The sequence below is a fragment of the Streptomyces sp. NPDC048506 genome (genome assembly GCF_040651315.1).
In the GTDB taxonomy this organism is placed as follows: Bacteria; Actinomycetota; Actinomycetes; order Streptomycetales; family Streptomycetaceae; genus Streptomyces.
Genome location: NZ_JBEZIX010000004.1, coordinates 143,665 through 168,837 on the forward strand (window position 1 = coordinate 143,665; position 25,173 = coordinate 168,837).

Sequence of the window (25,173 nt, forward strand, 5' to 3'; positions counted from 1 at the left end):
GAGCGGTCACCTCCGTGGCCCTACGGGCGCTCGGTCAACTGGCCGGAGCCGTGGTCGATGCCGAATCGCCGGGCGGAGAATCCATGTTTCCGCTGCTACCGGTGAAGGTCCCCGCTTGTCCGTCGCATTCGTTGGCGGGGTCGGAGTCGGGTCCGGTGCCAGTGGTGATGAGGGTGGAGTTGCCATTTTCGTCTGCGGGCACAGAGACGGTGACGGGGTCGCCGGTGGAGTAAGTCCATTCGTTCCACTGGTTGATGTTGAACTTGAAGTTCCCCGTGTAGGACTTGGTCACAGGTGTGGCCAGCAACCAGACGTAGCTGTGCGGCGGCACCTTTGGCGTGTAGTAGGTGTTGCTACCTGTACTGGTGTTGGTGGTCGTGTTCTGGACAGTTTCCGTCCAGGTCTTGCTGAACTGGCTCTTGAATGTGAGGAAGCCAAGTTTGATGTTCGCGCCTGAGGCCATCCCCGTTGTGGTCTGCTCTCCGGTCAGCTTGGAGTCAGCGACGCTCTCAGTTATTGCGCGGCTCTGCGACGGCGCTTCGCTGTCGGTAGTGTTGTGGTAGTTCAGCACACAGACAGGGTTACCTCTGCTGTAAGTGGCGTCCGCATCGTCGAGGTCGCAGGAAATCGCACCAGTGGCAGCGTCATAATCAGCGCCGCACGCTCCTATCGCGTACGCAGCCGCCAGCGGGAGGAGAGCATCGCCATCCGCGTAGTCTTGGATGAGCCAGACCAGGCTGTCGTCAGTGGTGCAGTCTCCCAGATTCAGTTCTACCGCGTGCGTCATCCTGTTGGGATGCGACAAGCACAATTTGCTCGAAGCTTGCCGCAATCTGTAGCCACCGCTGCCGTCGCCTGCCGGTTCGGCGTAGAATTTCTGCCCGTCGCTGTTTGAACAGTCCCACAGATAGGCAAGATAGTGCCCGGTAGAGAGGCTGGACGGGTTGGTGACGTCGAGACACCTACTGCTGCTGTTGTTGACGATCTCAAACGTGCCGTCGTCATTTGTCGCGAGGTGCCACCGCTCATTTGCGGCAGGTCCGTCGCTTCCCCCTTGAGGCGCGTACGTGATGACCTGTGTTCCGTTGTCCGTGCCCTTTTCCAGCGCATTCAGCACCTGGTTGGGGTCGTCATTTTTCGGAGTGATCGTTATACATTCCGAGATTTTGTATGCGCAGTCGTCGGTAGCATGCGCGACGCCGCTGGCGAGCGGGGACACCGAGATGCCCAGGGCAACGCAGAAGATCGCCAACAATGTGGCAGTCAGCCGAGGTGCTGGGTAGGTGCGCCTGTGGTGCAGTGTGAGAATCACGGGTCTCTCCCTTTCTTCTTGAAAGGCGGTTCCACCGTCGGGCATTCAGTCTGATACGGCCTCGCCTGCGACAGGTGGTGACGGAAGATCTGAATGTGCGCTGATGGCGGAAGCCGCAACGTGGCGACAAGGCCATTGGGATCGAGGGAGAAAGGCGCTGACACTAGCCCGGCGCGTGGAACGCGTAACCATGCGCCTCCACTTCCCACTTATCGGGACGGCGTCAATCTACAGCTGGGGCAGCGAAGCCACAATCGTCACTTTTGCGTAGCGTTGACCCCCAAGCGGACCGGCTGGACGTGCATGAGCGTTTGGTCTCGACGACTGTGTGAACACACGTGAAACGCTATGTCTCCGTCCACCGATCGAATTCACTCGCAGCTCGTTTGACCTTGCCCAGGCAGTTCACAGGCACAGTGAAGTTCCGGCTGCCGCGCATCGTGAGCGCCGGGCTTCACATCGTCAGGGCGAAAGGGCTTCGTAGGGCAGGAGGTTGCAGGTCATGCGGTCAGTTCGTCTGCTTGTGAATACCCGCAGGATGCTGGCCGGGGTCACTCCTCCCGCCGGGCGGTGGTGTCCGCGGGGAAGGTGAACGCCCCTGCTGGCGCGTCGAGTTCGCGTGGGGAAAGCAGGGGCCGGCCCGGGATGGGCAGGTTCGCCGGGCCCGCCGGGAAGCCGAGGATGGCGGTGACGGCGACACGGCGCCCACCGATTGTGGTGAGAAACAGGCGACGGAAGAGCGGCTTACCGGCCGTATCGATGACATTCGCGCAGACGGTCAACGCGTGCAACTCGGGCTCGACGTGGTGGTGCCAGCCATGATTGCCGGGGGCGATGACGTCGTACGCGCCCGCAAGCATGCGGCGTTCGGCACTGCCGCCGCCGAGGCGGTGGTGGCCGGTGCCTTCGAAGAAGTCGCCACAGCCAACGATCAGGGACGATTTTCGAGCACGATCGAGTCCGGCGATGAGACCCTTCGCGTTGCCGAGGCCGGAGTGGAGACCGGTGGTGGCGAGGATCCGGTGAAGGTGGCGAGGTCTCATCGCGGGACCTCGGTGATGTCGGCGCCGAGGTGGCGTAGCGCGGCCGGCAAGTCGGCGTGCTGTTGGCGGATGCGGTCCAGGCCTGTGATGGTCGTGGTGCCGCGGGCAGTCAAACCGGCGACGAGGAGGGCGGACGCGGTGCCGAAGTCGCCGGAGGCCTGCACGGTGCCGCCGGTCAGCCGCTGCGGTCCGGTCAGGCGGCACTGGGAGGGCGAGATTTCGTCGAACTGGGCACCCAGTCCGGTGAGTTGACACAACGCCTTGGCGTGACGCCTCGGGTTGATGGCGTCAGCGAACGTGTGGATACCCGGCATGCCGAGGGCGACAGCGATGAGCGAGGGTTCGAGGTCCGAATCCAGGCCATGTGGATTCAGCGAGGCCGCAGCCCACAACGGACGGTTGGTCGGACGAGCCTGATCCGCGTGGACGGTGATGGCGTCGGGCTCGTCAATAGTGGGGATGCCGAGCTGCCTCAGGGCGTCCACCACGGGTGCGACGTCTCGACTGTGGATGCCTTCTATACGAGCGGCCCCGCCGGTGACCGCGATTGCACAGGCCAGCGCCCCGGCCGCCACCTTGTCGCCCGGAACCGTCCAAGGCAGTGCGCAGTCCTGACCGTGCGAGGGTGGGCCGAAGGTCACCATGTCCCTGCTGATCCATACTTTCCATCCACAATTGCTGAGGCATGTGAGGAGGCTGATGACCTCTGGGCTGAGGTTGGGGTTGCGGAGCTGAAGGGGAGTCCGGCTTATGACGGCCCGAGCGATGGCTGCGACGCTTGCGCTACGGGAGCGGCACGGTAGACGAATCTGAACGTGATCGCGGTTGTTGTCGGTCGCGCGCACTCGGTAGCCGTACTCATCGGTCTCCACCGTGTCGCCAAATGCCTTGTAGACCCCGAAGTGCAACTCCATGCGGCGGTCGCCGATCCCGTCGCCCGGCGGCCAGGACAAGGCCGCCTGGCCCCTGGAGGCCAGTAGTACGGGGACGAGGTAGTACGAGGAGCGGAACTGCGATGCCCCTGCGAGATCAGGTGCCGACGATCGACCGGGGGTGGGCAGCATCACCACCGTATCCGGGCTGGTGACCGGCCGTGCGATGTGGTATCCGCAACTTTTGATCAGGGTGAGCATTGCCAGTGTGTCGTCGTCGGCGGGCACGTTGTCCAGTTTCACGGGACGGCGGGTGGAGGCGGCTGCCGCCAGCAGGATGAGCGTCGCGGCCTTCGAGCCATCGACACGTATCACCCCTGACAAGGGGCGCCCTGGACGGACGGTTGCCGTGCGAGCGCCGGCATATGGCGACTTGGTGACGGTCACGGAGGCCCTCCACGGGCGAGAAGGAATGACAGAACCGGGGCGAGGCGGGGAGGCTGGGGAGCCGCACCGAAGGCTGGACGGTAAGAGGCCGATGTGCCTTTGTCATGACGCGGATTCCGTCGGCTCGTCCATGGGGATGGAGCGTGGCGCGGTGTTGCTGCGACGGTGTACGGCTCGGGGACGCGGAGGTGGCGCCGCACGGAAACCCCGGCCCTTCGAAGGCCCGGCGGGAAGACCAGCCGGGGGTCGGTCGGTCCGTCTCATCGATGGGTACCGGCCCGCGGTGGCTTGGCCATGGCCATCCGGAAGTAGACGTCGCGCGCGGCTGTGAACGCGTCAGCGCATGGCGAGCACGCCGCAACGTGGCCGTCGAGTTGCATGCGGCGTGGTGCGGAGCACTTGCCCTGGAGATATGGGGCGAAGCGGCGCCGGTGGGCAGCACACACCGGATCATCGGTTGCCGGGATGTGGGCGGTGAGGAAGGCGGTGCGCAGCCGTTTGCGGGCGCGGTGCAGCCAGACAGCAGCCTGAGGGGTGGGGATGCCGAGCTTCACGCCGATCTCGGACGTTCTGTAGCCCTGGACGGCGCTGGCCCAGACGAGCGACTGGTCACGCTCGCCCAATGAGTTCCAGGAAGACTTGGCCATGTCAGCCACGTCACAGGGCTCGGGTGCCCTCGTCGCCCCGGCCAGCGCAACAAGCTGTTCTGGATCACCGATCAGGACCGTATCGGCGGACTTTGCCCGGCTGCCGTCGACGATCAGGGTGCGGACAGTGGCGAACAGGTAGGCCCGGAAGTTGGTGGTCGGCCCCTTGCCTGCGCGCAGGTGCCGCAGGATTCGAGCGAAAGACTCGGACACGATGTCCTCAGCATTGCATCGGGTCAGGCTCTGACCCAGTTTTACGGCGACATGCGCGTAACGAATCCACAGTTCACCGTAGGCGTCCATGTTCCCCTGTCGGGTGGCCTCCACCAGTTCGCTATCGGTCGCCAGAGCCCAGTTGTCGTAACTTCGTTGGCTGAAGGCCACCATCGTTTCCCATACCTCCTGCGTAGACCGCTGCGGCATGCGGTGTGTGCAATCGAGAGGCCGTGGGGACGGATCGCTTACGCCGCCGACCGAGCATGTGAGCGGCGTCACATTCTCGATCTGTTGTCAGGCGTTCACGCCGAAATGCGGTGTTTGGCGTCCTGGACGCTCCGCTGGGCAACGGCTGCCGGTTCCTCGATGCGGGCAACTGTGTCCCCGGCATCGGAGTTGAAAGGCCGATCACAAGCGGTGCCGCTTCGGATGCAATCGCGGACCGCTTCGTTCGTCTGCGGAGATGGAAACCCAACCGGCGACGTATATCGCCTGGTTGGTGTCGGCAGAGCTGGCAGAGACCGAGGTCAGGATGTTGACATCACAGCCCGTGCCGTCGGGACTGGCAGACACGGTGAACGTGACAAGAAAGGTGGGGAATTGCAGAAGCGGCCGCGTACCGCGGGGAAGGTTGTTCGCGGCGTACTCGCATCGACGCTGTTTTCGGTCTGCGGGCTCGCGCTGAGTGTCGTAGGGGCGCCCACCGCCTCCGCGGCCAGGAGCTGGGCTGACGCGGGCGGCGCTTCGCAGGCAGGGGTGATTACCGTCTCCTACGGCGGCACCGGGTATGCGAAGCTCACCGCGCCCGGGCCCAACGTCTCGCCCCGGGGCACACGTGTGACAGGGCCTCTGACCGCCCAGGACACGTCGCACAACAGCTCGTCCGTGACGACCGGCGTTGCCGAGACGCTGTGGGGACCGCTGATTGATTCCGGAGTCCCCGCCGGCGCCGTCGGAGCGGCGGGCCTGGGGTACTTCGGTGTCACCGGGTGGCGGCGGCGTCCTTCGCGGGTCAAGGGGTGAACCGGGCCCACGTCCCGTCCCCGAGGCAAGCCGAGCCGGGGCGGGGCGCCCCGGCCGGCGCCGAGTGGCGGTCGTTGTCGGTACCCGTCCGGAGATCATCCTGCCCGCACCGGAGGTGAAGCTGGACGCGGGCGGTACTGCTCCCGCGCCCTCGAAGAGGATGGCCTCGGTCGGCTGTCACTGACCGGCTGACCACAAGAAGTGGGCCACCTGTCACGGGAATTGGTGTGGTCGGCCAGCAGTGCGTGCCGAGGATGACATGGAGGCTGTCCAGCGCTCGATCACCCACCAGGTCGTGGAGGTTGTCGTCGAGGGGAGGGGGTGAGTCTGGCCACCGCCCGGCCGGGCGGGCCTCGGCGCCGTGGGTGCGGTGGGCAGTGCCGGCTCGGACGGAGTCCGAGTCTCGCGTGGGGCCGCGGTCCGGGAAGGAGACGGCGTCGCACTCGGAACCGCGGTCTCGGACGAGTGCAACGTGGACGGCCCTTGGGAGGCGGTCTCGGTCGGGTCGGAAGGTGTAGGGCCGGTGGTCGGTCCCACGGTGGGGTTGTCCGACGGATCGGCGGGCGGCGCCGCAGCCGTCCCAGCGACACCGGCAGGCCACCGAGTGCCGTGCCGCGCGGGCCGCTGACTCGGGCCCGCCGCCTCCGGTGTGCCGACGGGCGACTCCGTCACCGCGGCGGTTGGCGCGTCGGCCGCAGGACGCTGCCGGGGCGGTGTCGGGCTGGTGGAGGACGCACTCGGGGAAGTCGAGGGCGACGGCTCCCTCCCGGCCGCCCATGGCTGTCCCACCGTTCCCGCATACGTGTTGTGGCCGGCGGTGTGGTGGGCGCCGGAGAGCGGCAGGACGAGAGCGCCGGCACCCAGCACGACGCCGGCTGTGGCCACTCCGATCAGGACCTTGCCGCTCGTCCACTTGGTCTCGTGGAGGACACGGGCGAGGCGAGCCTGGGCGGCGCGCCCTGGGGTGCGCAGAAGATAGGTGACCGCGGCAGGGCCGAGAAACAGTGGGACGACGGCCGTGCGGATCGAGGACGAGACATCGGCGACTTCGAGGTAAAGGCCCTTGCAGTGCTCGCAGTTGTCCAGGTGATCCCTCACGAGGGCGGTCTCCGTCGGGTTGAGCTTGCCCCGCGTGTAGGCGCCCAGCTTGGCCGCGTGCTTGCGGCATGCCTCGTCGGACATGGTGGTGATGTGGGCCTGGATGTAGGCGATGCGCAGGCCCTCACGCGCTCGGTAGGCCAGTGCCGAGACGCTGTTCGGCCGGAGTCCCAGCAGGCGCCCGATGACCGTCGGCGTCTCGCCCTCCACTTCGGTGTGCCACAACACTGCCTGCCAGCGCTCGGGGAGGGATTTGAAAGCTTCGCTGACCGCCCGGCTGTCGAATGCCTCGGCCGGGGCATCCCTCATGGGCTCGGCCGGCTCGTTGGAGTTCCACACATCGGTGAGCACCGTTCGTCGCTGCTGCCTGGAGCAACGGAAGGCGTCGTGCTGGATCGTGCGCAGTAGGTACGCGCGGAAGAACTCGGTGGGCCCTGCCCCCTTGCGTAGCACGTCCAGAACGTTGGCGAACGCCTCGGCGACCAAGTCGTCGACGTCTGCCTCGCGAGTGGCGAAACGCCGGGCACAGACGGCGGCGGCCATGCGGTGCCGCGAGTACAGCACTTGGTATGCCGCGCTGTCGCCGGCACGTACCGAGGCGATCAGTTCGGCGTCGCTGGCCTCGGCGGACGGCTGGGGGGTGGCAGGTCTGTCGCTCATGAGACCTCTACATACGGTGAGATGGGGGGACTACTACCGGAACGAGGCGCCCTTGGCTGAAATGGGTGATGCCACGCTAGAAAGCCGTAAGTTAAAGCGTCAACTACATCCCGCTCCGACCTCCACGAGATTGATGGGGTGACGTCTGGATGATGGGCACACCCGGGGCTCCCGTGGAGGCGGCTTGAGCTGCGGAATCCCCCCTGACGGAGGGCTCGTTCCCCACCTCTTGTGTCGTTCATCACACAGAACCGTGATTTCCCTGCGTCATGCAGCGCCAGCTGGGGCCTCATGAGCCCAGGAACCGGTCAATGCGGCCGGCCGAGATGGTGAAGAGGAAGCCGCGGTTGAAGAACGAACGTGTAGGGCCACCCGTGAACTCGGTGCCGCCCGCCGATGAGTTCCCCCTCTTCGTTGAGCGTCTGGGGAACACACCATTCAAAGATCCGGATCAGCCTGAGGAGTTGGCTGCACAAAACGAGAGCACGCTTGAGTTCCCTGCTGATTTCCTGCCGATACCGGATCCCGGCCCGGACCTCTCTCCTGAACCGGAGACACCCGGCGAGGTACGGCGGCGGGCACCGCGGCTCGTGACGGACGTGCGTGAGTACCGCCCGTCCCTGGTCCTGCCCGGCTGGATCGCCCTGCTGTGCGTGCTGCTGTGCGGTGGCGCCATCGCCGTGATCGCGGGGAGGTTCCGCTACCTCCAGCGTTGGGTGAACCCGCCCGAGCCGGCTCCGGTACCTCTGATCTGTCTCGGCGTTGTCCTGCTGTTCGTGGTGAGTGGCCTGATGCGCAACCGGGCGGGATTCGCCGTTGTGCTGTCCCGGTGGGGGCGATACCGGGGCACGGTTCGCAGGGCCGGCCTCCTGTGGGTGAACCCCTTCCTCAAGCGGCACCGTGTGGACGTACGGCTGCGCCACTTCCGGGGCCATTCCATGGCCGCCGTGGACCGCGTCGGTCATCCGGTGGTCGTCAGCCTGCTTTTCGTCTGGCGGGTGAAAGACACCGCCCGGGCCACGTTCGCGGTCAGTGACCATGAGGAGTTCCTACGCGAACAGGCGGCGGCAACGGTGTGCGAAGTCGCCGCGACGCTGCCGTGCGACCGGTTCGGCGCACCCGGGCCGACGCTGCGGGACGGGAAGTGGTTCGGCGAGGAAATGACCCGCGCCCTGGTCGCCGAGATGGTTCCGCTGGGCCTGGAGATCTACTCCGTCCAACAGCTGTCCCTCGCTTACGACACGGAGATCGCCGAGAACATCCGCAGGCTGCGGAGCGCCGAGCTCAACGCCGAACTGCGCAGCACTGTCATCAGTGACGCCGTCGATGTCGCCTGGGCAGCCCTCGAGCAGATCAGGGCCAAGGAAGGCGCCGACGAGCAACAGTCTCCGGGCCAGGACCCCACGTTCCTGCGCCTGCTCGTGCTTTCGCTGCTCACCCCGAGCGCGAACCTCAAGGAATGGGGAAGCCAATGGCCGGATCGACAGAGTTCGTCGAAATAACCGCCGCGGAGGGATGTGACGACTGCGAGTACTGCGCCACGCAGCTCGGTGCCCGGGATGTCGCCGCGGGGACCGGGCAACCGCCGCACAATCGCCAGGGCGCTCGTCGCAGGCGGGCGGCCGGTGTGGTGCTCGCCCTCGCCACGGGCGTGGTGGGCCTGGGGACGGCCACCGCACCCGCGGCCGAGGCCATGCCGGCCCCGAGCAAGGCGGGATGGGACGGTACCAGGTACTGGTTCAAGTCCAACGGCCAGTGGCGCTGGACGAGCCACTACAGCACCTATCTCCGGCACGCCCGGCAGGCTCCGGCCAAGCAGACCTGGCTGGCGGCGCCGCAGCACGAGGGATGGGACGGCACCAGGTACTGGTTCAAGTCCAACGGGCAGTGGCGCTGGACGAGCCACTACGGCATCTACGTACAGCGCAGGCATACCGACGGATCCCCGTCCACCTCCTCGGAGCCGACGGCGGCCCCCACCCGCACCCGCTCCGGTGTCCAACGAGCCGTGGACTACGCCCTCGCCCAGCTCGGCAAGCCCTACATCTGGGGCGGCAACGGTCCCGTCGGCTACGACTGCTCCGGCCTGGTGCAGCAGGCGTACCAGCGTGCCGGGATCAGCCTGCCGCGCGTCGCCGCCGACCAGTACGGAGCGGTCACGAAGATCTCGCAGAGCAGCCTCCGCCGCGGTGACCTGCTCTTCTGGTCGTCGAACGGACGGCAGTCGGGAGTCCACCACGTGGCTGTCTACCTGGGCGACGGACGCTATGTGGAGGCGCCTCGACCGGGGAAGGACGTCCGTATTTCGGTCCTGTACAGGGGCTACTACCCCACCTTCTTCGGCCGCCCCTGACACGGATGCGAGCCACTCGTCCGTGATGGCGTCATAGGGGCGGAACTGGTGTCTCTGTCCAAGTGCCGTCTGTCCACAGCGGCACCAGTCCTGCCCCCTACGGGAGAGGTCCCAGCCATGACACTGCCTACGCCGCCCGCTTCCCCACCCCCGCCTCGCGTTCTCACGCCGCGTCAGGAGGAGGTTCTGCGGTACATGCTGAGCGGTGCCACGGCGAACCAGATCGCCGAGGCGCTGAGTATCGGCCGTGCCACCGTGCAGACACATCTGCGAGCCATCTACGCGGCCTTCGGGGTCCAGAACCGGGCACTGGCGGTCATCGCGGCCATTGAGAGGGGCTACTTGCCCGAGAACGTCGACCTCATCTGGAAGCACGACCGGGAGCATGTACTGCGCGCTCTCCGGCAGGCATGGAGTCCGTGCCAGATCCACCCGGTCTACGCGCGCAGCTGCACGATCTGCGTGCGCGCGGCCACCCTCACCCTCGCCATGGCACTCGTGCGCAACCCGGGCGCGGTGCCCAACCCGCCGCCGGCCGGGCCTCCTGCCGACGCCCCCCGGCGGCCGCAGCCCGGAGTGCCCGGCAGGGGTCCGCGGCCCCAGCCCGGAGCACCGTCCTCCGCGCCGGGAACCACGCCCAAGGCCCAGTGCAGAGCCGCTTCATGACGCTTGCACACGCGACACCGGCCTCCGCAGCTCCCACGGCCGCCTCCGCAGCAGGCGCCGCCGGCTTCACCTACGTGGTACCGCCGCCTCGCTGTCACACCGCGGATGTCCTCCTCTCGGCCTCGCCGTCGCGATGACTCTCGGCCTCGCCGTCGCAGTGACTCTCGTCCTCGCCGTGATCATCTTTGTTGACGCCCACGAAAGCCACCCACACGACCGGGAAAACGCGCGGACCGGGCCCGTCTGACCTGTCGGCCGGACGGCACCGTCCGCAGCAGCGTCACGGTCGATGCGGCGGTCGGCTCAGGCGGCGGTCGGCGCGACCGGCCGGCCCACCGACCCGCCATCGTGCCCATCCCCGTCCCGGTGCCGGCCAGTCCGCCGTCACCGCCCTGGCGAGCTGTGACGGCAGACTGGCGCCCGGGACCGCGAGTTCGGCAGCCAGTAGCCGGCACAGCGTGCACCGGTCCAGATGGGCGCGGACGTCGGCCCTCCGGCCAGCTGTCAGTTCGTACCGCACGTACGAGGCGGCCGTCAGATACGACAGGTGTTCCCCCCGTGTCTCCACGGTCCCGGTGCGGCGCAGCGCCCGCCACAGATAGGCGTCGACAAGAGCATCACGGCTGGACTGCCGCCGGCTGGGCGCATATCGCGTTGCCGGTTCGCCTTCGACCCCGACCGCCCACAGGACGTCGGCGTGGTGTGCAGGGAGGGAAGCCAGGACGTCGTACGCGAGAAGCGTCTCCTCGGTGCTCCGGCCGCCTCCCGAGACCGCCCGGCGCAGCACACGGCAGCCGGCGGCCACCCTGACCGAGATCCTCACCTCTCGCTCGAAGTCGAAGGTCCGGTCGTCCTCGGGGGTCTGCTGTAGGGCCTGGACGGCCCTCCGGCAAGAGTCGAAGAGCAACTCCTCCGTCCCCTCCCGCTCTGTAGGCCCAAGGTAACGCTCGACGATTCTCTCGGCCGGTCGCAAAGCCCGCATGCAGAGCCTGTGAACGGCGCGGCATTCCCCGAGCCTGGCGCGGCGAACCAGTTCCGCCTCACCCCGTGCGAGCGCGGGTACAGCCGGAACGCCCGTGGACAGGGTGTGCGGAAACGGGTCCCGGCCGAGGCGGACCAGCCGCACGGTCTCCGGTTCGACCGCGACCCCGGTCGCTGGTGCCCTGGCACGGGTGGTGCTCCAGCTGCCTCGGCGGCCCCGGCCGTCCCCCGCCCCGTCCCAGCCGGACCTCTTCAGGTCGCTCATGGACTCCTGGCCTCCCCGCGCGGCAATTCCGGCCCCTCCGAACGCCGGAGGGCTTTGGAAGTCCTGAGACTCGGGAGGGGGAGAAATGACGCGGAACTCTTCGCGCGGTTGCGACATGACAGCGGCTCCTGCTGTGGCAGTCAGCTGGACCAGCAGAGCCACCATCACGGCCGCCGCTATGGGACCGGCCGTGCCGTTGACTGCTACCTGCTTCGCCGCCGTGCTCGTCCGTCGCCGTCCGACCCGGGCAGTGAAGGCGTCTGGCCGGCCTCCACCAGCGGTAGCCACGGTCGGTCGGAGTACCGGCGGATCAAGAACTGCGCTGCATACGGCTACGCTCTTGCCGGGTGAGTCCTCCCCAGACCCCGTAGGGCTCATTTTTCCTCAGCGCGTAATCCAGGCACTCTGCCCGGACCTGGCACTGGGCGCAGACCTTTCTGGCTGCCGCCGCGGTGCCACCCAATTCGGGGAAGAACCGCTCGGGGTCGGTCTGCGCACACATCGCGCTCTCCGTCCACTCCTCGTATGCCAACAGGCGGTCCGACACGAGCCCGAGGTAAAGCTTCTTCACCGACACATCCACTCCTTCGTCCCTTTGGAGCGCGCATCCGCCTCCGTGGACTGAGAGTCGTGTTCGGCCGTCCATGACGCCGTCCGACCCACCCAATTCCTGAACGCGCAGACAGGAACGCACCGGCGCAACACGCCAGGTTGCGGCAGGACGACCTCGCTCGCCTCACCGGCCTCAGCCAGGGCCACCTCTCCCAGCTCGAATCCGGAGCCCGAGGCGCTCGGCTGTCCGCGGCCTGGCCCGCGGTCAGGACGAACGCCGGCAGGTCGACGGCACATTGTGTTGCCGGCGGCAGATTGTGCGTATCAAGAATTCCTCAGGCAAGCACGTTGCCCGCTACGGTCCCTTGACGCATCGGAAAGCGGGCGAATGGCGCGACATACCGGCGCCCGCCATCCTGGAGCCGATTGCCGAAAAGCTGCGCATTCGGAATCAGGCCGGAGGCATGATCTACCCCGACCTTTTCCGTAAGTCCTGGGACCGGGCGCTGAAACGCCTCGGGCTTCCCGACTACGACCCGCACGACCTCCGGCACGAGTGGGCCACCGTGACCCTGAGCAACGGTGTGCCCATCCACGAGGTGTCGCGGTGGATGGGCCACAGCTCGATCAAGATCACGGTGGACCGGTACGGCCACCTCACCCTCGACGGCAGCGAGCGCTGCCGTCAGGTCATCGAGGCCACCTTCGGGGTGCACACGCTCAGCGGATTCCCAGCTCCGCGAGCACCCGGTGCTGAGTTGGTGCCGGCTTAGCCGGGAAGTAGAGGTAGCAGACACCCCCGCTACCGCTCTTGACCTGGCCGTTTGCGTCGTGGCGCTTGGTCCGGAGCCAGATGTTCTCGAACTCGCGGCGCCGGTACACACGGCGGACCGCCTTGTCGTCGGGGGAGGCCGGGTCGTTGGCGATGACGTCGCCGTCCTTGGTGAAGCCGATGACGGTCATCAGGTGGCCGGCGGTGCCGTAGCCGGCGCCGTCGAGTTCGGTCTTGAGGAAGGACTGGGAGGTGATGACGGGGATGCCGACGTGGATGAGGCGTTCGACGTCGGTGAGGCAGGACAGGCGGGTGACAACGCCCTGGAGGTCGCGGTAGGTGGCGGCGTAGGCGGCGTTGAAGGGCCAGTTGCCGCAGCCGTCGTACTGGTAGTCGAAGGTGTAGCGGGCGGCGTGGCAGACCTGGCGGTCGGCGTAGTCGGGGTTGACCCAGGAGAGCTGCTCCGGGGTGGGCTTGCGGCCCCAGTGCTCGATGATCATCTGGGACGAGGTGGGGCTGCACCAGGCCTCTCCCCCGTTGTCGTACTCGGGGTACTGGCCCTTGTGGATCTCCTGCGAGTAGCGCGGTACGACCAGCTCGCGGCCGACCTTTCCGGGCGTGGAGGCGGGTACCTCGAAGCGGTCGGGGAGGTCCGAGCCCATGGCGCCCAGCCGCCAGACGGTGGGGGTGAGGTCGGTGCCGGGCCGGCGGTGCAGGGTGAGCCGCAGTGCGTACGAGGTCAGGCGGAGGCCGCTCGCGGGGTCGTCGAGGGCGAAGGTGTCGGTGGAGATGCTGCTCCTGCCGTCCTTCTGGTCGTCGACGGAGGTGCGCCGGATGTCGGCGTCGCCGTCGCCGGACGTCCAGCGGCCCATGACGTACCAGGGGGTGCTGGTGCCGTCGCTGTATCTGCCGTGCAGCTCGACGGTGATCCAGGTGCCGGGTGGGGTGTGCGCGTTCCAGGAGGCTACGACCTCGGTCGCCGGGACCGTGAGGCGGTGCTCCGGGGAGGTCCAGACGGCGTACTCCCAGGAGGCGGTCCGGTCGGTGTGCGGGTCGTGGTAGTCCGCGGTGCCGGCGGCGCGGTCGACGACCACCCCGGGGCGGGGCCCGTGGGCGATCCGGGTGCCCCGGCCGGTGCCCTTCTTCCAGTCGGCGGCGGTGGTCCAGGCGTGGTAGTCCACGAGGCCCTTCGATCGGCGGGCGGGGGCGGCCGGGGTGCCGGCGGGGGCCGAGGCTGCTGGAGCCGGGGCGGCGGGGGCCGAGGCGGCCCCGCCCGCGGCGGACCGGCGGGGTGCGTCGGCGGCCTTCGCCGAGGGGGCGGCGACACCGGCCGCGGCGGCGAGCGCGGCGGCCAGGACGGTGCGCCGGGGCGCGGAACGGGTCATGGTGGAGGTCCCCCAGTCGGATGCGTGCGATCGGGTGCGAGGGATCGGGCCGGAACGGCGGGCGGGCACGGACAGGTCAGCAGTGGCTCAACTATTGCCGTTCCGGGCGCGCTTCGGAAGCGGGTGCGGTGCGCGTCGCACCACCAATATTGGTGTGGACCACTGGCGCGGCTGAGGGCGCGGACCAGGGGCGTACGCTGGCGCGATGGATCGTGACCTGACCGCGCTCGCCGACCGACTGCGCGCCCTGCCGCCCTCCTGCGGGCCGGTGCGGCTGATCGCCGTGGACGGGCATGCGGGGTCGGGCAAGAGCACCTTCGCCGGGCGGCTGGCGGAGGCGCTGGGCGGCGCCCCGGTGGTGCACACCGACGACCTCGCCACCCACGAGGAGCTATTCGCGTGGAGCGAGCGGTTCGCCGCCCAGGTGGTGGAGCCGCTGTCCCGGGGCGCCACCGCGCGGTACGGGGTCTACGACTGGGTGCGCGGGGCGTTCACTCAGGAGCGTGAGCTGGCGCCCGCGCCGGTGGTGCTGGTCGAGGGGGTCGGCGCGGGCCGGCGGGCCGTACGGCCGTATCTGGCATGCCTGCTGTGGATGGAACTGGCGAGCGACCATTCCTGGGACAGGGGTCAACTCCGGGACGGCCCAGGCCTGTCGGCGTTCTGGAGTGGCTGGATTCCAGCGGAGCGCGCGCACTTCGCGGCGGACCCTTCGCGCCCCTTTGCCGATTTCCTGGTGCACCAGGGGCAGTTGGGGTACGAGGTGTGCATGGGGCCCTCTGGAACACCATGATCGGCTCAACAGTTCACGCTCCGTAGCAGACGTTGGCCGGTGCCCGGGGCTCGGCCGACAGGGTCCCGCCGACTGCCCCAACTCGGCTTGACCTGGGGGGCGTACAGGACTTACGTTCTCAATGTGCGGTTCAACGGACCGCCCACAGACGCGAAGCCCCCGGTTGTTCCCCCGTGATCGGGGGCTTCGTGCTGCCCGGGGCCACCCCGTTCCGCCGCCGCGGGCCCGCTCTCCCTCACCCAGGGTCACCGCACTCTTCGCGCCGCCGCACCGCGCCAAGTCGTCCGCTCTTGCCCCGTACCGCCCTCTACGGCCTGCCGCGATCCCGCGGGTACGATGCGTGTCTGTGCCACCGCAGGCCAGGGGACCCAGGCGCGCCCGGCGACGGTCAACTCCCGTGCGCCGTACGCCCGTTCGCCGGCCGCGGTGCGGCACTCGCCCGGCGGCACACACGGGGGACGTTTTGTGGGGGGACGGATGAATTTCGGAACTCAGGGTTCGCCCGCCCCGGCCGAGCTCGCCTGGCTGCGCGCGGTCGACGCCTACACGGTGGGGGCGTACCCGCAGGCGGAGGAGGAGTTCCGGGCCGCGGTGCGGCTCGACCCGTCGATGGCCGACGCCTGGCTCGGACTGCACGCACTGCGCGCCGACACCTCCATCGCACTGCTGCGGATGCACCGACACCGCGACCGCTTCGGCGAGATGCGGGCCCGCCACCGACGCACCCTCAACTCCTGGTACTGGCTGGGCTGGTGGGTGCAGCCGGTGCTGGAGACCGGCCGCGACCTGCTGCTGGCACACGCCTCGCACTGGCTCGACGGCCGCCACGTCGCGGAACTGGACCAGGCGCTGGCCGGCTGCCCGCCGGTCGACACCGACCCCCAGGTGCGCTTTCTGCACGCCTGCCGGGCCTACCTCGTCAAGGACTGGGAACAGCTCGTCCGGCACACCGAGCCGCTGCTGAGCGACCCCGTGCTGGGCATCGAGGCCGGGCTGTTCGGCGGGATGGCGCGGGTGCGGCTGGAGATGTACGGGCAGGCCGAACCGCTGCTGTCGGCCGCGCTGATGCGGTGCCGCAGCGAACAGCCGCAGCGCAAGGAGCTGCGCTACTGGCTCGCCCGGGCCCACGAGGGCACCGGCCGCAGCGCCGCGGCGCTGCCCCTCTACCGTGCGGTGCACCGCGTCGACCCGGCTTTCATGGACACCGCCGCCCGGCTCGCCGCGATCGCCGAGGTGGACGGGCTCGACGAGGGCGCGGGCCTCGCGACGGTCTCCGCGTCCGGCCTCGGCCAGGAGGCCGGCGGCGACCTGGACCCGCTGGCACCGCTCGACCCGGTGGACGGCCGGGAGCTGCTGGCGACCGGCGAGGTCGGGGGGCCGGACGTCGAGCTGGCCGGCGGTACGCCGGCCGGGGGCGACACCGTCGCCCGGGCCAAGGCCGTGGCGCCGGGTCCGCGCGGCGCCGAGCAGCTGCCGGTCGGGCCCGCCGACCCCGTGCTGCTGGAGAAGGCGCTGGCGGAGCTGGAGCGGATGGTCGGCATGGAGCCGGTCAAGCGGCACGTGCGGGCGCTGTCGGCCCAGCTGCGGATGGCGCGGCTGCGCGCGAGCCAGGGGCTGCCGGTGCAGCCGCCGAAACGGCACTTCGTCTTCTCCGGGCCGTCCGGCACCGGCAAGACGACCGTGGCCAGGATATTGGGGCGGGTCTTCTACGCGTTGGGGCTGCTCGGCGGCGACCATCTCGTCGAGGCCCAACGGGCGGACCTGGTCGGCGAGTTCCTCGGCCAGACCGCCGTCAAGGCCAATGAGCTGATCGACTCCGCGCTGGGCGGCGTGCTCTTCGTCGACGAGGCGTACAGCCTGTCCAACTCCGGCTACAGCAAGGGTGACGCGTACGGGGACGAGGCGTTGCAGGTGCTGCTCAAGCGCGCGGAGGACAACCGCGACCGGCTCGTGGTGATCCTGGCGGGCTACCCGGAGGGCATGGACCGCCTGCTGGCCGCCAACCCCGGTCTGTCCTCCCGCTTCACCAGCCGCGTCGACTTCCCGAGCTACCGGCCGTTGGAGCTGACCGCCATCGGAGAGGTGCTGGCCGCCGAGAACGGCGACCGCTGGGACGAGGAGGCCCGCGAGGAGCTGTGCAGCATCAGCGCCCACGTCGTCGACCAGGGCTGGATCGACGAGCTCGGCAACGGCCGCTTCCTGCGCACCCTCTACGAGAAGAGCTGTGCCTATCGCGATCTGCGGCTCTCCACCTGGCGGGGCACACCGACCCGCGACGACCTGGCGACCCTGCGGCTGCCGGACCTGATGCAGGCCTACGGTGAGGTGCTGTCGGGCCGGGGACCGGAGAGTCCGGGGCTCTGACCGCCGGCCGCGCGCAGACCGCCGACCACCGGCGCGGCGGGCGGGGCGTCCGCCGCGACGGTGGCGTCAGCCGGCCAGTGCGGGGTCCTCCGCCGGCAGCGCGGCCTCCTCGCGGGGCTCGGCGACCCGCTCCGCCGCGTCCCTGCGGTGTGCCCGGGCGGCCGGCGTCCGGCGGTGCGACGGATCGCGGACCTCGCCGACCAGCATCTCCAGGACGTCCTCCAGGGCGACCAGACCGAGCACCCGGCCGGTCGGATCGGCGACCGCCGCGAGATGGGAGGCGGCGCGGCGCATCGCCGTCAGGGCGTCGTCCAACGGCAGCTCGGCGCGGAGCGTGGTCATCGGGTGCCAGATCCGCTGGGGCACCGCTCGGTCGCGCTCCTCCAGGTCGAGGACGTCCTTGACGTGCAGATAGCCCATGTAGGCCCCGCCGGGCGCGCACACCGGGAAGCGCGAGTAGCCGGTCCGCACGGTCAGCTCCTCCACCTGTCGGGGCGTCACCGTCGGCTCGACGGTGATCAGGCCCGCACGGTCCAGGAGGACGTCCGTGACGGGGCGGCTGCCCAGTTCCAGGGCGTCGGCGAGGCGCTCCTGCTCGGCCGGTTCGAGCAGGCCGGCCTGACCGGAGTCCTCGACGAGGTGGGTCAGCTGCTCGCTGGTGAAGACCGCCTCGACCTCGTCCTTCGGCTCGACGTGGAAGAGCCGCAGCACCCCGTGGGCACAGGCGCCGAGCAGCGCCGTGACCGGGCGGCACAGCCGGGCGAAGGCGACCAGGCCGGGACTGAACCACAGGGCGGTCTTCTCCGGCGCGGCCATCGCCAGGTTCTTGGGGACCATCTCGCCGATGACGAGGTGCAGGAAGACCACCAGTGCCAGGGCGATGACGTAGCCGAGCGGGTGGATCAGCGCGGTGGGGAGGTGGACCGCCTCGAAGAGCGGTTCCAGGAGGTGGGCGACGGTCGGCTCGGCCACCGCGCCGAGGGTCAGGGAGCAGACGGTGATGCCGAACTGGGCGGCGGCCATCATCTGCGGCAGGTTCTCCAGCCCGTGCAGCACCTGTCGGGCCCGGGAGGAGCCGCCCGTCGCCAGCGGTTCGATCTGGGACCGGCGCACCGAGACCAGGGCGAACTCGGCGCCGACGAAGAAGCCGTTGGCGAGCACGAGGAGTATCGCGAAGAGCAGTTGGGCCAGCGTCATCGGGACACCTCCGCGGCGGCCAGGGAGGGCTCGCGCGTGGCGGGCGCGGTGACCGTCGCGGTCCGCACCAGCCTTATCCGCTCGGCGCGGTGGTGCGACACCAGTCGCACCCGCAGCCGCCAGCCGTCGAGTTCCGCGGTGTCGCCGGGCGCCGGGATCCGACCGAGTATGTGCGCCACCAGTCCGGCCACCGTCTCATAGGGGCCTTCCGGGGCCTCCAGGCCGATCTTCCGCAGGGTGTCCACCCGGCAGCCGCCGTCGGCGTCCCAGGTGGGGCGGCCCTCCTCGGGCGGGGCCTGGCCCAGCTCCGGGAGGTCCACGCCGTCGTGTTCGTCGCGGACCTCACCGACCAGTTCCTCGATGATGTCCTCCAGCGTGACCACGCCGGCCGTGCCTCCGTACTCGTCGACGACCACCGCTATCGGCTGTTCGCTGCGCAGCCGCTCCAGCAGCGGCTGCACCGGCAGCGTCTCGGGCACCAGCAGCGGTGGCACCGCGATCCGGCCGGCCGGGGTGCGCAGCCGGTCGTGCGCCGGGACGGCCAGCGCGTCCTTGAGGTGCACCATGCCGACGACCTCGTCGAGGCGGGTGTGGTACACGGGGAAGCGGGACAGGCCGGTGGCGCGGGTCAGGTTCACCACGTCCTCGGCGGTCGCGGTGGCCTGGAGGGCGCTGACCCGTACCCGCGGCGTCATGACGTTCTCCGCGGTCAGGTCGCCCAGCGACAGGGTGCGGACGAAGAGGTCGGCGGTGTCCTGCTCGATGGCGCCGGCACGGGCGGAGTGCCGGGCCAGCGAGACCAGTTCACCGGGGGTGCGGGCGGAGGCCAGTTCGTCGGTCGGCTCCACGCCCAGGGCGCGGACCAGCCGGTTGGCGACGGTGTTCAGCAGGGTGATCACCGGGCGGAAGAAGCGGGAGAAGGCCCGCTGGGGGCCGGCCACGAAACGGGCGACGTGCAGCGGCTTGGAGACCGCCCAGTTCTTGGGCACCAGCTCGCCGATGACCATCTGGACGGCCGACGCCAACAGCATCCCGATGACGACGGCGACGCCCGGGACCGCGCCCTTGGGCAGGCCGCTCGCCAGCAGCGGGCCGGACAGCAGGTGGGCCAGCGCCGGCTCGGCGAGCATGCCGACCACCAAGGAGGTGATCGTGATGCCGAGTTGGGTGCCGGACAGCTGGAAGGAGAGTTCGCGCAGTGCGGAGACGACGGTGCGGGCGCGGCGGTCGCCGTCGGCCGCGGCCCGTTCGGCGTCCGCCTTCTCGACGGTGACGAGGCCGAACTCGGCGGCCACGAAGAACCCGTTGGCCAGGATCAGCACCAAGGCCGCCGCGAGCAGCAGCAGGGGGCCGGTCATGCCGCCGCCTCCGTGGTGTGCGGGGGTTGGGGAGGGGCGGCGCAGGTACTACAGGACGATCCGTCCATTGCCGGAGGGAGTCACTCCTCGGGTCGCAGTGGGCCCACTGAGGGGCAGGGCGCAGGGGTGCGCCCAGGGGACAGAGTAAACAGCAGGGCCCGGATTAGGGCAGACTCACCCGGCCGTGTGGTCCAGCGCACCATGCTTCTCGGTGAGGTCGCGCAACGCGCGGGCGTCGCGGATGGCCTGGTCCCGGGCGATGCCGGGTTGGATGCCCATGGCGGGCAGGCTGGTGCCGTCGGCGAGGTCGAGGTGGACCCAGGGGTCGCCGGCCCGGAGGTTGACGCGGACGACCTGGGCCCAGGCCAACTCGCGCTTGGTGGTGAGGTTGACCACCGTGACGCCCTCCTGCCGCGCGACCACCTTGGGGCGGCTGAGCAGCAGAAGGACGGCCCCCACCAGCAGTCCGGTGACGACGAAGCTGATCCGCTCGCCCCCGCTCAGCTTCGGCAGCGCCAGCGCGATCGCCGTGATCGCGGCGAGCTGGGCGGTGCCGACGGTGTAGAGGACGGCCCGGGTGCGGGTCGGCCGGAAGGTCACCGGGAGGCTGGGCAGGGGAGGCTGGGGCGCCGCGGACACGTCGTGGTCTTCCGTCGTACGTAGGGTGCCGGACCGGTCAGAGCCGGCAGGCGTGGATGCCGGTGGTGAGGATCGCGCGGGCGCCGAGGTCGTAGAGCTCGTCCATGATGCGCTGGGCGTCCTTGGACGGGACCATCGAGCGGACCGCGACCCAACCCTCGTGGTGCAGCGGGGAGACGGTCGGCGACTCCAGGCCCGGCGTGAGGGCGACGGCCTTCTCGACGTGCTCGACGCGGATGTCGTAGTCCATCATCACGTACCGGCGGGCCACCAGGACGCCCTGCATGCGGCGGAGGAACTGGCGCACCTTGGGGTCGTCGTCCGGTGCGCCCTTGCCCCGGATGACCACGGCCTCGGACTTCAGGATCGGCTCGCCGATGATCTCCAGGCCGGCGTTGCGCAGGGTGGTGCCGGTCTCCACCACGTCCGCGATGATCTGGGCGACGCCGAGCTGGATGGCGGTCTCCACGGCGCCGTCGAGGTGGACGACGGAGGCCTCCACCCCGTTGTCGGCGAGGTGCTGGGTGACCAGCCCGGCGAACGAGGTGGCGATCGTCATCCCGCCGAACTCGCCGACGCCCTTGGCCGTGCCCGGGCGGGTGGCGTAGCGGAACGTGGAGCCGGCGAAGCCCAGCTGAAGGATCTCCTCGGCGTCGGCTCCGGAGTCCAGCAGCAGGTCGCGACCGGTGATGCCGATGTCGAGCTTGCCGGAGCCGACGTAGACGGCGATGTCGCGCGGCCGCAGGAAGAAGAACTCGACCTCGTTCTCGGCGTCCACCAGGACCAGCTCCCGGCGGTCCTTGCGCTGGCGGTAGCCGGCCTCATGGAGCATCGCCGACGCAGGCTCGGACAGTGAACCCTTGTTGGGGACAGCGATGCGCAGCATGAGAGCGAGTTCCTTTGCAGCTAAAGGGTGTTGGGGTGGGTGCGGGAGGGTGTCAGAGGTGGGCGTAGACGTCGTCGAGGGAGATGCCCTTGGCGACCATCATGACCTGGAGGTGGTAGAGGAGCTGGGAGATCTCCTCCGCGGCCGCCTCGTGGGACTCGTACTCGGCGGCCATCCAGACCTCGGCGGCCTCCTCGACGACCTTCTTGCCGATGGTATGGACCCCGGCCTGCACCAGCTCGGCGGTACGGGAGGTGGCGGGGTCGCCGGTGGCGGCCTTCTGCTGGAGCTCGGAGAAGAGCTCCTCGAACGTCTTCTTGGACATGATGGTCACTACCCTACGCGGTGATGTCACAGCGGCGCGCAGCGCCTCAGGTGAAGGGTGGCGGTGGGCGACGGGCGGGCCTTCAGCGCCAGGGCTCCGAGACGGTGCGCAGGGTGGCCGCGGTGGCGACCGCCGCGGTGACCGCCTCGTGGCCCTTGTCCTCGGTGGATCCCTCCAGGCCCGCGCGGTCGACCGCCTGCTCCTCGGTGTCGCAGGTCAGCACGCCGAAGCCGATCGGGACGCCGGTGTCCACCGCGACCTGGGTCAGGCCCTGCGTGACGCCCTGGCACACGTAGTCGAAGTGCGGGGTGCCGCCCCGGATGACCACACCGAGCGCGACGACGGCGTCGTAGCCGCGTCCGGCCAGGACCTTGGCGACGACCGGCAGCTCGAAGGTGCCGGGCACCCGCAGCAGCGTCGGCTCGTCGATGCCGAGCTCGGTCAGGGCGCGCAGTGCGCCGTCGACGAGGCCGTCCATCACCTTTTCGTGCCACTGCGCGGCGATCACGGCCACCCGCAGGTCGCCACAGTTCTTCACGGTCAGTTCGGGTGCGCCCTTGCCGCTCACGGTTCTCCTCGTACGGGTGATGGTGGGGTGATCGATGGACTGGTGCTGTCTGGTGCTGTCCGGCGCCGACCGCTGTGGTCCGGCGCCGCGGTGGCTACTGGTTGTCGCAGGTGGTCGCGTCGGTGGGAGGCGCGGCGTCGGCCGCTCCGGTGATTGGGGCCTCCCCTGCTCGAACAGATTCGAGAGCTTCGGGAACGGTGCCCGCGCCGGGGAGCCAGGGCAGGTCGTGGCCCATGCGGTCGCGCTTGGTCCGCAGGTACCGCAGATTGTGCTCGCCGGCCTGGACGGGCATCGGCTCGCGGCCGGAGACCGTGAGGCCGTGCCGCACCAGGGCGGCGGTCTTGTCGGGGTTGTTGGTCATCAGGCGCAGCGAGCGGACGCCCAGGTCCGTCAGCATCTGCGCGCCCGCGGCGTAGTCGCGGGAGTCGGCCGGCAGCCCCAGTTCGAGGTTGGCGTCGAGGGTGTCGCGGCCGCGCTCCTGGAGTTCGTAGGCGCGCAGCTTGGACAGCAGCCCGATGCCGCGTCCCTCGTGGCCGCGGAGGTAGATCACCACCCCGCGGCCGGCCTCGGCGATGCGCTGCAACGCGGCCTGGAGCTGGGGGCCGCAGTCGCAGCGCAGCGAGTGGAAGACGTCGCCGGTCAGGCACTCGGAGTGGACCCTGACCAGGACGTCCTCGCCGTCGCCGAGGTCGCCGGCGACCAGCGCGATGTGCTCGACGCCGTCGACCGTGGAGCGGTAGCCGTGGGCGGTGAAGTCGCCGTGCGCGGTGGGCAGCCGGGTGGTGGCCTCGCGGCGGACGGTGGGCTCGGACGACCTGCGGTAGGCGATCAGGTCCTCGATGGAGATGATCGACAGGCCGTGCTTGCGGGCGAACGGCACCAGCTCGGGCAGTCGCAGCATCGTGCCGTCCTCGCCGGCGATCTCGACGATGGCGGCGGCCGGGCGCAGTCCGGCGAGCCGGGCGAGGTCGACGCCGGCCTCGGTGTGGCCGTTGCGGATCAGGACGCCGCCGGGCCGGGCGCGCAGCGGGAAGATGTGCCCGGGCCGGACGAAGTCGCCGGCGACGGATTCGCCGGAGGCGAGCAGCCGCAGGGTGGTGGCGCGGTCGGCGGCGGAGATGCCGGTGGACACGCCGTGCGCGGCGGTGGCGTCGACGGAGACCGTGAAGGCGGTCCGCATCGACTCGGTGTTGTGCTCGACCATCTGCGGCAGCTCCAGCCGGTCCAGCTCCGGGCCCTCCATCGGGGCGCAGATCAGTCCGCGGCACTCGCTCATCATGAAGGCGACGATCTCCGGCGTGGCCTTCTCCGCGGCGACGACGAGGTCGCCCTCGTTCTCGCGGTTCTCGTCGTCCACGACGACGACCGGGCGGCCGGCGGCGATGTCGGCGATAGCCTGCTCGACGGGGTCCAGCGCCAGGGACTCGGCGCCCGCGTCGTACCAGCTCTGTAGTGCGGTCATGCCGCAGCTCCTTCCAGGACGAGGCGGCTCTCGGCGCGCGAGCGCAGCCACCAGTCGCGCATGCCCCACAGGACGAGGGCGAAGTAGACGACGTAGACGAGACCGGAGAAGGCGAGCCCGCTGCTGAAGGCGAGCGGGACGCCGACCAGGTCGACCAGCAGCCAGGCGAACCAGAACTCGACCAGACCACGGGCCTGGGCGACCATCGCGGCGAGCGTGCCGACGAAGATGTAGGCGTCCGGCCAGGGGTTCCAGGACAGTTGCGGGAGCGCGGTGAACAGGCCGCCGACCGCCGCGGTGCCCAGCGCGGTGCCGGCGAGCAGCAGGCCGCGCTCGCGCCAGCTGGCGAAGCGGACCGCGATCGAGCCGTCCTGCGCCTGCCGCCGACCGCGCTGCCACTGCCGCCAGCCCCACAACGCCACGCCGATGACCAGGAGTTGCTTGCCGACGCCACCGCTGAGGTGGGCGGAGGCGTATGCGGCGACGAGGATGACGCCGGAGAGGAACTGGGCGGGCCAGGTCCATATGGAGCGCCGCCAGCCGAGCGCCAGGGCGACCAGGCCGATGGTGTTGCCGATCATGTCCGACCAGATGACGTGCTGCCCGAAGGCCGTGAAGGCCACGCCGTTCAGCGGGTCGAGGACGCTCACCGGTCCATCTCCTTGATCTCCTCGACGTCCGTCAGGTCCGCGAGGTCCGCGGAGCCGCGGCCCAGCAGCCGCTCGACGTACTTGGCGAGGACGTCGACCTCCAGGTTCACGGGGTCGCCGGCCTCCTTGATGCCGAGGGTGGTCAGCGCGAGGGTGGTCGGGATGAGGCTGATGGTGAAGTAGTCGTCGGCGGCGTCGACGACGGTGAGGCTGACGCCGTCGACGGTGATGGAGCCCTTCTCGACGACGTAGCGGGACAGCGCGGTCGGCAGGGCGACCTTGACGATCTCCCAGTGTTCGGCGGGGGTCCGCTCGACGATGGTGCCGGTGCCGTCGACATGGCCCTGGACGAGGTGTCCGCCGAGCCGCCCGCCGAGCGCCATGGGGCGCTCCAGGTTGACCCGTGAACCGGCGCTCAGCGCACCGAGGCTGGAACGGTTCAGGGTCTCGGCCATCACATCGGCGGTGAACTCGCCGTCGGCGGTGTCCACGACGGTCAGGCAGACGCCGTTGACGGCGATCGAGTCGCCGTGCTTGGCGTCCTGGGTGACGACGGGGCCGCGGAGCCGGAACCGGGAGGCATCACCGAGGTTCTCGACGGCGACGACCTCACCCAGTTCTTCGACGATTCCGGTGAACACT

At 69.7% G+C, this 25,173-nt stretch carries 23 protein-coding genes; 6 read left to right on the plus strand and 17 right to left on the minus strand.

Going from position 1 to position 25,173, the window contains the following annotated elements; translation table 11 throughout:
* Window positions 1-34: 34 nt before the first annotated feature.
* From AB0C96_RS04535 to AB0C96_RS04555, 5 genes are all read right to left on the minus strand, one after another.
* Window positions 35-1,312, minus strand: a complete 1,278-nt coding sequence (locus AB0C96_RS04535; protein ID WP_362913584.1) for an RICIN domain-containing protein — start codon at window positions 1,310-1,312, stop codon at window positions 35-37.
* Between the two features lie 551 nt (window positions 1,313-1,863).
* Window positions 1,864-2,355, minus strand: a complete 492-nt coding sequence (locus AB0C96_RS04540; RefSeq protein WP_362913586.1) for a hypothetical protein — start codon at window positions 2,353-2,355, stop codon at window positions 1,864-1,866.
* Window positions 2,352-3,674, minus strand: a complete 1,323-nt coding sequence (locus AB0C96_RS04545; protein ID WP_362913588.1) for a UDP-N-acetylglucosamine 1-carboxyvinyltransferase — start codon at window positions 3,672-3,674, stop codon at window positions 2,352-2,354. The genes AB0C96_RS04540 and AB0C96_RS04545 overlap by 4 nt, the downstream gene beginning before the upstream one ends.
* 260 nt (window positions 3,675-3,934) lie before the next feature.
* Complete coding sequence (locus AB0C96_RS04550; protein WP_362913590.1) at window positions 3,935-4,708, minus strand: sigma-70 family RNA polymerase sigma factor; 774 nt, start codon at window positions 4,706-4,708, stop codon at window positions 3,935-3,937.
* A 1,065-nt stretch (window positions 4,709-5,773) separates the two neighbouring features.
* Window positions 5,774-7,318: a sigma-70 family RNA polymerase sigma factor gene (locus tag AB0C96_RS04555; protein ID WP_362913592.1), complete on the minus strand. Its 1,545-nt coding sequence runs from the start codon at window positions 7,316-7,318 to the stop codon at window positions 5,774-5,776.
* A gap of 347 nt (window positions 7,319-7,665) precedes the next feature.
* On the opposite strand from AB0C96_RS04555, the gene AB0C96_RS04560 reads away from it, so the two are divergent.
* From AB0C96_RS04560 to AB0C96_RS04570, 3 genes are all read left to right on the plus strand, one after another.
* Window positions 7,666-8,820, plus strand: a complete 1,155-nt coding sequence (locus AB0C96_RS04560) for an SPFH domain-containing protein (protein WP_362913594.1) — start codon at window positions 7,666-7,668, stop codon at window positions 8,818-8,820.
* Window positions 8,790-9,671: a C40 family peptidase gene (locus AB0C96_RS04565; protein ID WP_362913596.1), complete on the plus strand. Its 882-nt coding sequence runs from the start codon at window positions 8,790-8,792 to the stop codon at window positions 9,669-9,671. The genes AB0C96_RS04560 and AB0C96_RS04565 overlap by 31 nt, the downstream gene beginning before the upstream one ends.
* A 117-nt stretch (window positions 9,672-9,788) precedes the next feature.
* A complete protein-coding gene (locus AB0C96_RS04570) occupies window positions 9,789-10,337 on the plus strand; it encodes a LuxR C-terminal-related transcriptional regulator (protein ID WP_362913598.1) in 549 nt (182 codons plus the stop codon).
* 280 nt (window positions 10,338-10,617) lie between these two features.
* Here the strand turns inward: AB0C96_RS04570 and AB0C96_RS04575 are convergent, their stop codons facing one another.
* Together AB0C96_RS04575 and AB0C96_RS04580 are read right to left on the minus strand one after the other, a co-directional pair.
* Window positions 10,618-11,244 (minus strand): hypothetical protein, encoded by a 627-nt coding sequence (locus tag AB0C96_RS04575; protein ID WP_362913600.1) that lies wholly within the window; start codon window positions 11,242-11,244, stop codon window positions 10,618-10,620.
* Between the two features lie 649 nt (window positions 11,245-11,893).
* On the minus strand, window positions 11,894-12,154 hold the full coding sequence (locus AB0C96_RS04580; RefSeq protein WP_362913752.1) for a WhiB family transcriptional regulator: 261 nt from the start codon (window positions 12,152-12,154) through the stop codon (window positions 11,894-11,896).
* Between the two features lie 298 nt (window positions 12,155-12,452).
* On the opposite strand from AB0C96_RS04580, the gene AB0C96_RS04585 reads away from it, so the two are divergent.
* Window positions 12,453-12,908 carry a site-specific integrase gene (locus AB0C96_RS04585; protein WP_362913602.1) on the plus strand — a complete coding sequence of 152 codons (456 nt, stop codon included), beginning with the start codon at window positions 12,453-12,455 and terminating at the stop codon, window positions 12,906-12,908.
* Here the strand turns inward: AB0C96_RS04585 and AB0C96_RS04590 are convergent.
* Window positions 12,856-14,292, minus strand: coding sequence for a peptidase C39 family protein (locus AB0C96_RS04590; protein WP_362913604.1), 1,437 nt, complete (start codon window positions 14,290-14,292; stop codon window positions 12,856-12,858). The genes AB0C96_RS04585 and AB0C96_RS04590 overlap by 53 nt on opposite strands.
* 205 nt (window positions 14,293-14,497) lie before the next feature.
* Between AB0C96_RS04590 and AB0C96_RS04595 the strand changes: the two genes are divergently transcribed.
* Together AB0C96_RS04595 and AB0C96_RS04600 are read left to right on the plus strand one after the other, a co-directional pair.
* Entirely contained in the window at window positions 14,498-15,082 is a 585-nt protein-coding gene (locus AB0C96_RS04595; protein ID WP_362913606.1) for a hypothetical protein, read from the plus strand.
* Window positions 15,083-15,559: 477 nt separating this feature from the next.
* Window positions 15,560-17,446, plus strand: a complete 1,887-nt coding sequence (locus AB0C96_RS04600) for an AAA family ATPase (RefSeq protein ID WP_362913608.1) — start codon at window positions 15,560-15,562, stop codon at window positions 17,444-17,446.
* A 66-nt stretch (window positions 17,447-17,512) separates the two neighbouring features.
* Here AB0C96_RS04600 and AB0C96_RS04605 read toward each other — a convergent pair whose 3' ends face one another.
* The 9 genes from AB0C96_RS04605 to AB0C96_RS04645 all read right to left on the minus strand — a co-directional run bounded on the left by AB0C96_RS04605 (window position 17,513) and on the right by AB0C96_RS04645 (window position 25,172).
* Window positions 17,513-18,643: a hemolysin family protein gene (locus AB0C96_RS04605; RefSeq protein ID WP_362913610.1), complete on the minus strand. Its 1,131-nt coding sequence runs from the start codon at window positions 18,641-18,643 to the stop codon at window positions 17,513-17,515.
* Window positions 18,640-20,001: a hemolysin family protein gene (locus AB0C96_RS04610; protein WP_362913612.1), complete on the minus strand. Its 1,362-nt coding sequence runs from the start codon at window positions 19,999-20,001 to the stop codon at window positions 18,640-18,642. The genes AB0C96_RS04605 and AB0C96_RS04610 overlap by 4 nt, the downstream gene beginning before the upstream one ends.
* A gap of 174 nt (window positions 20,002-20,175) precedes the next feature.
* Entirely contained in the window at window positions 20,176-20,640 is a 465-nt protein-coding gene (locus tag AB0C96_RS04615) for a PH domain-containing protein (protein WP_362913614.1), read from the minus strand.
* 37 nt (window positions 20,641-20,677) lie between these two features.
* The gene (gene hisG / locus AB0C96_RS04620; protein WP_362913616.1) at window positions 20,678-21,526 is read right to left on the minus strand and encodes an ATP phosphoribosyltransferase; all 849 of its coding nucleotides are present in this window, start codon (window positions 21,524-21,526) and stop codon (window positions 20,678-20,680) included.
* A gap of 52 nt (window positions 21,527-21,578) precedes the next feature.
* Window positions 21,579-21,851, minus strand: coding sequence for a phosphoribosyl-ATP diphosphatase (locus AB0C96_RS04625; RefSeq protein ID WP_248867486.1), 273 nt, complete (start codon window positions 21,849-21,851; stop codon window positions 21,579-21,581).
* A gap of 82 nt (window positions 21,852-21,933) precedes the next feature.
* The gene (gene ribH, locus AB0C96_RS04630) at window positions 21,934-22,419 is read right to left on the minus strand and encodes a 6,7-dimethyl-8-ribityllumazine synthase (RefSeq protein ID WP_362913618.1); all 486 of its coding nucleotides are present in this window, start codon (window positions 22,417-22,419) and stop codon (window positions 21,934-21,936) included.
* A 94-nt stretch (window positions 22,420-22,513) separates the two neighbouring features.
* Window positions 22,514-23,881 (minus strand): bifunctional 3,4-dihydroxy-2-butanone-4-phosphate synthase/GTP cyclohydrolase II, encoded by a 1,368-nt coding sequence (locus tag AB0C96_RS04635; RefSeq protein WP_362913620.1) that lies wholly within the window; start codon window positions 23,879-23,881, stop codon window positions 22,514-22,516.
* Window positions 23,878-24,531: a nicotinamide mononucleotide transporter family protein gene (locus AB0C96_RS04640; RefSeq protein ID WP_362913622.1), complete on the minus strand. Its 654-nt coding sequence runs from the start codon at window positions 24,529-24,531 to the stop codon at window positions 23,878-23,880. The genes AB0C96_RS04635 and AB0C96_RS04640 overlap by 4 nt, the downstream gene beginning before the upstream one ends.
* Entirely contained in the window at window positions 24,528-25,172 is a 645-nt protein-coding gene (locus AB0C96_RS04645; RefSeq protein WP_362913624.1) for a riboflavin synthase, read from the minus strand. The genes AB0C96_RS04640 and AB0C96_RS04645 overlap by 4 nt, the downstream gene beginning before the upstream one ends.
* Window position 25,173 lies beyond the last annotated feature (1 nt).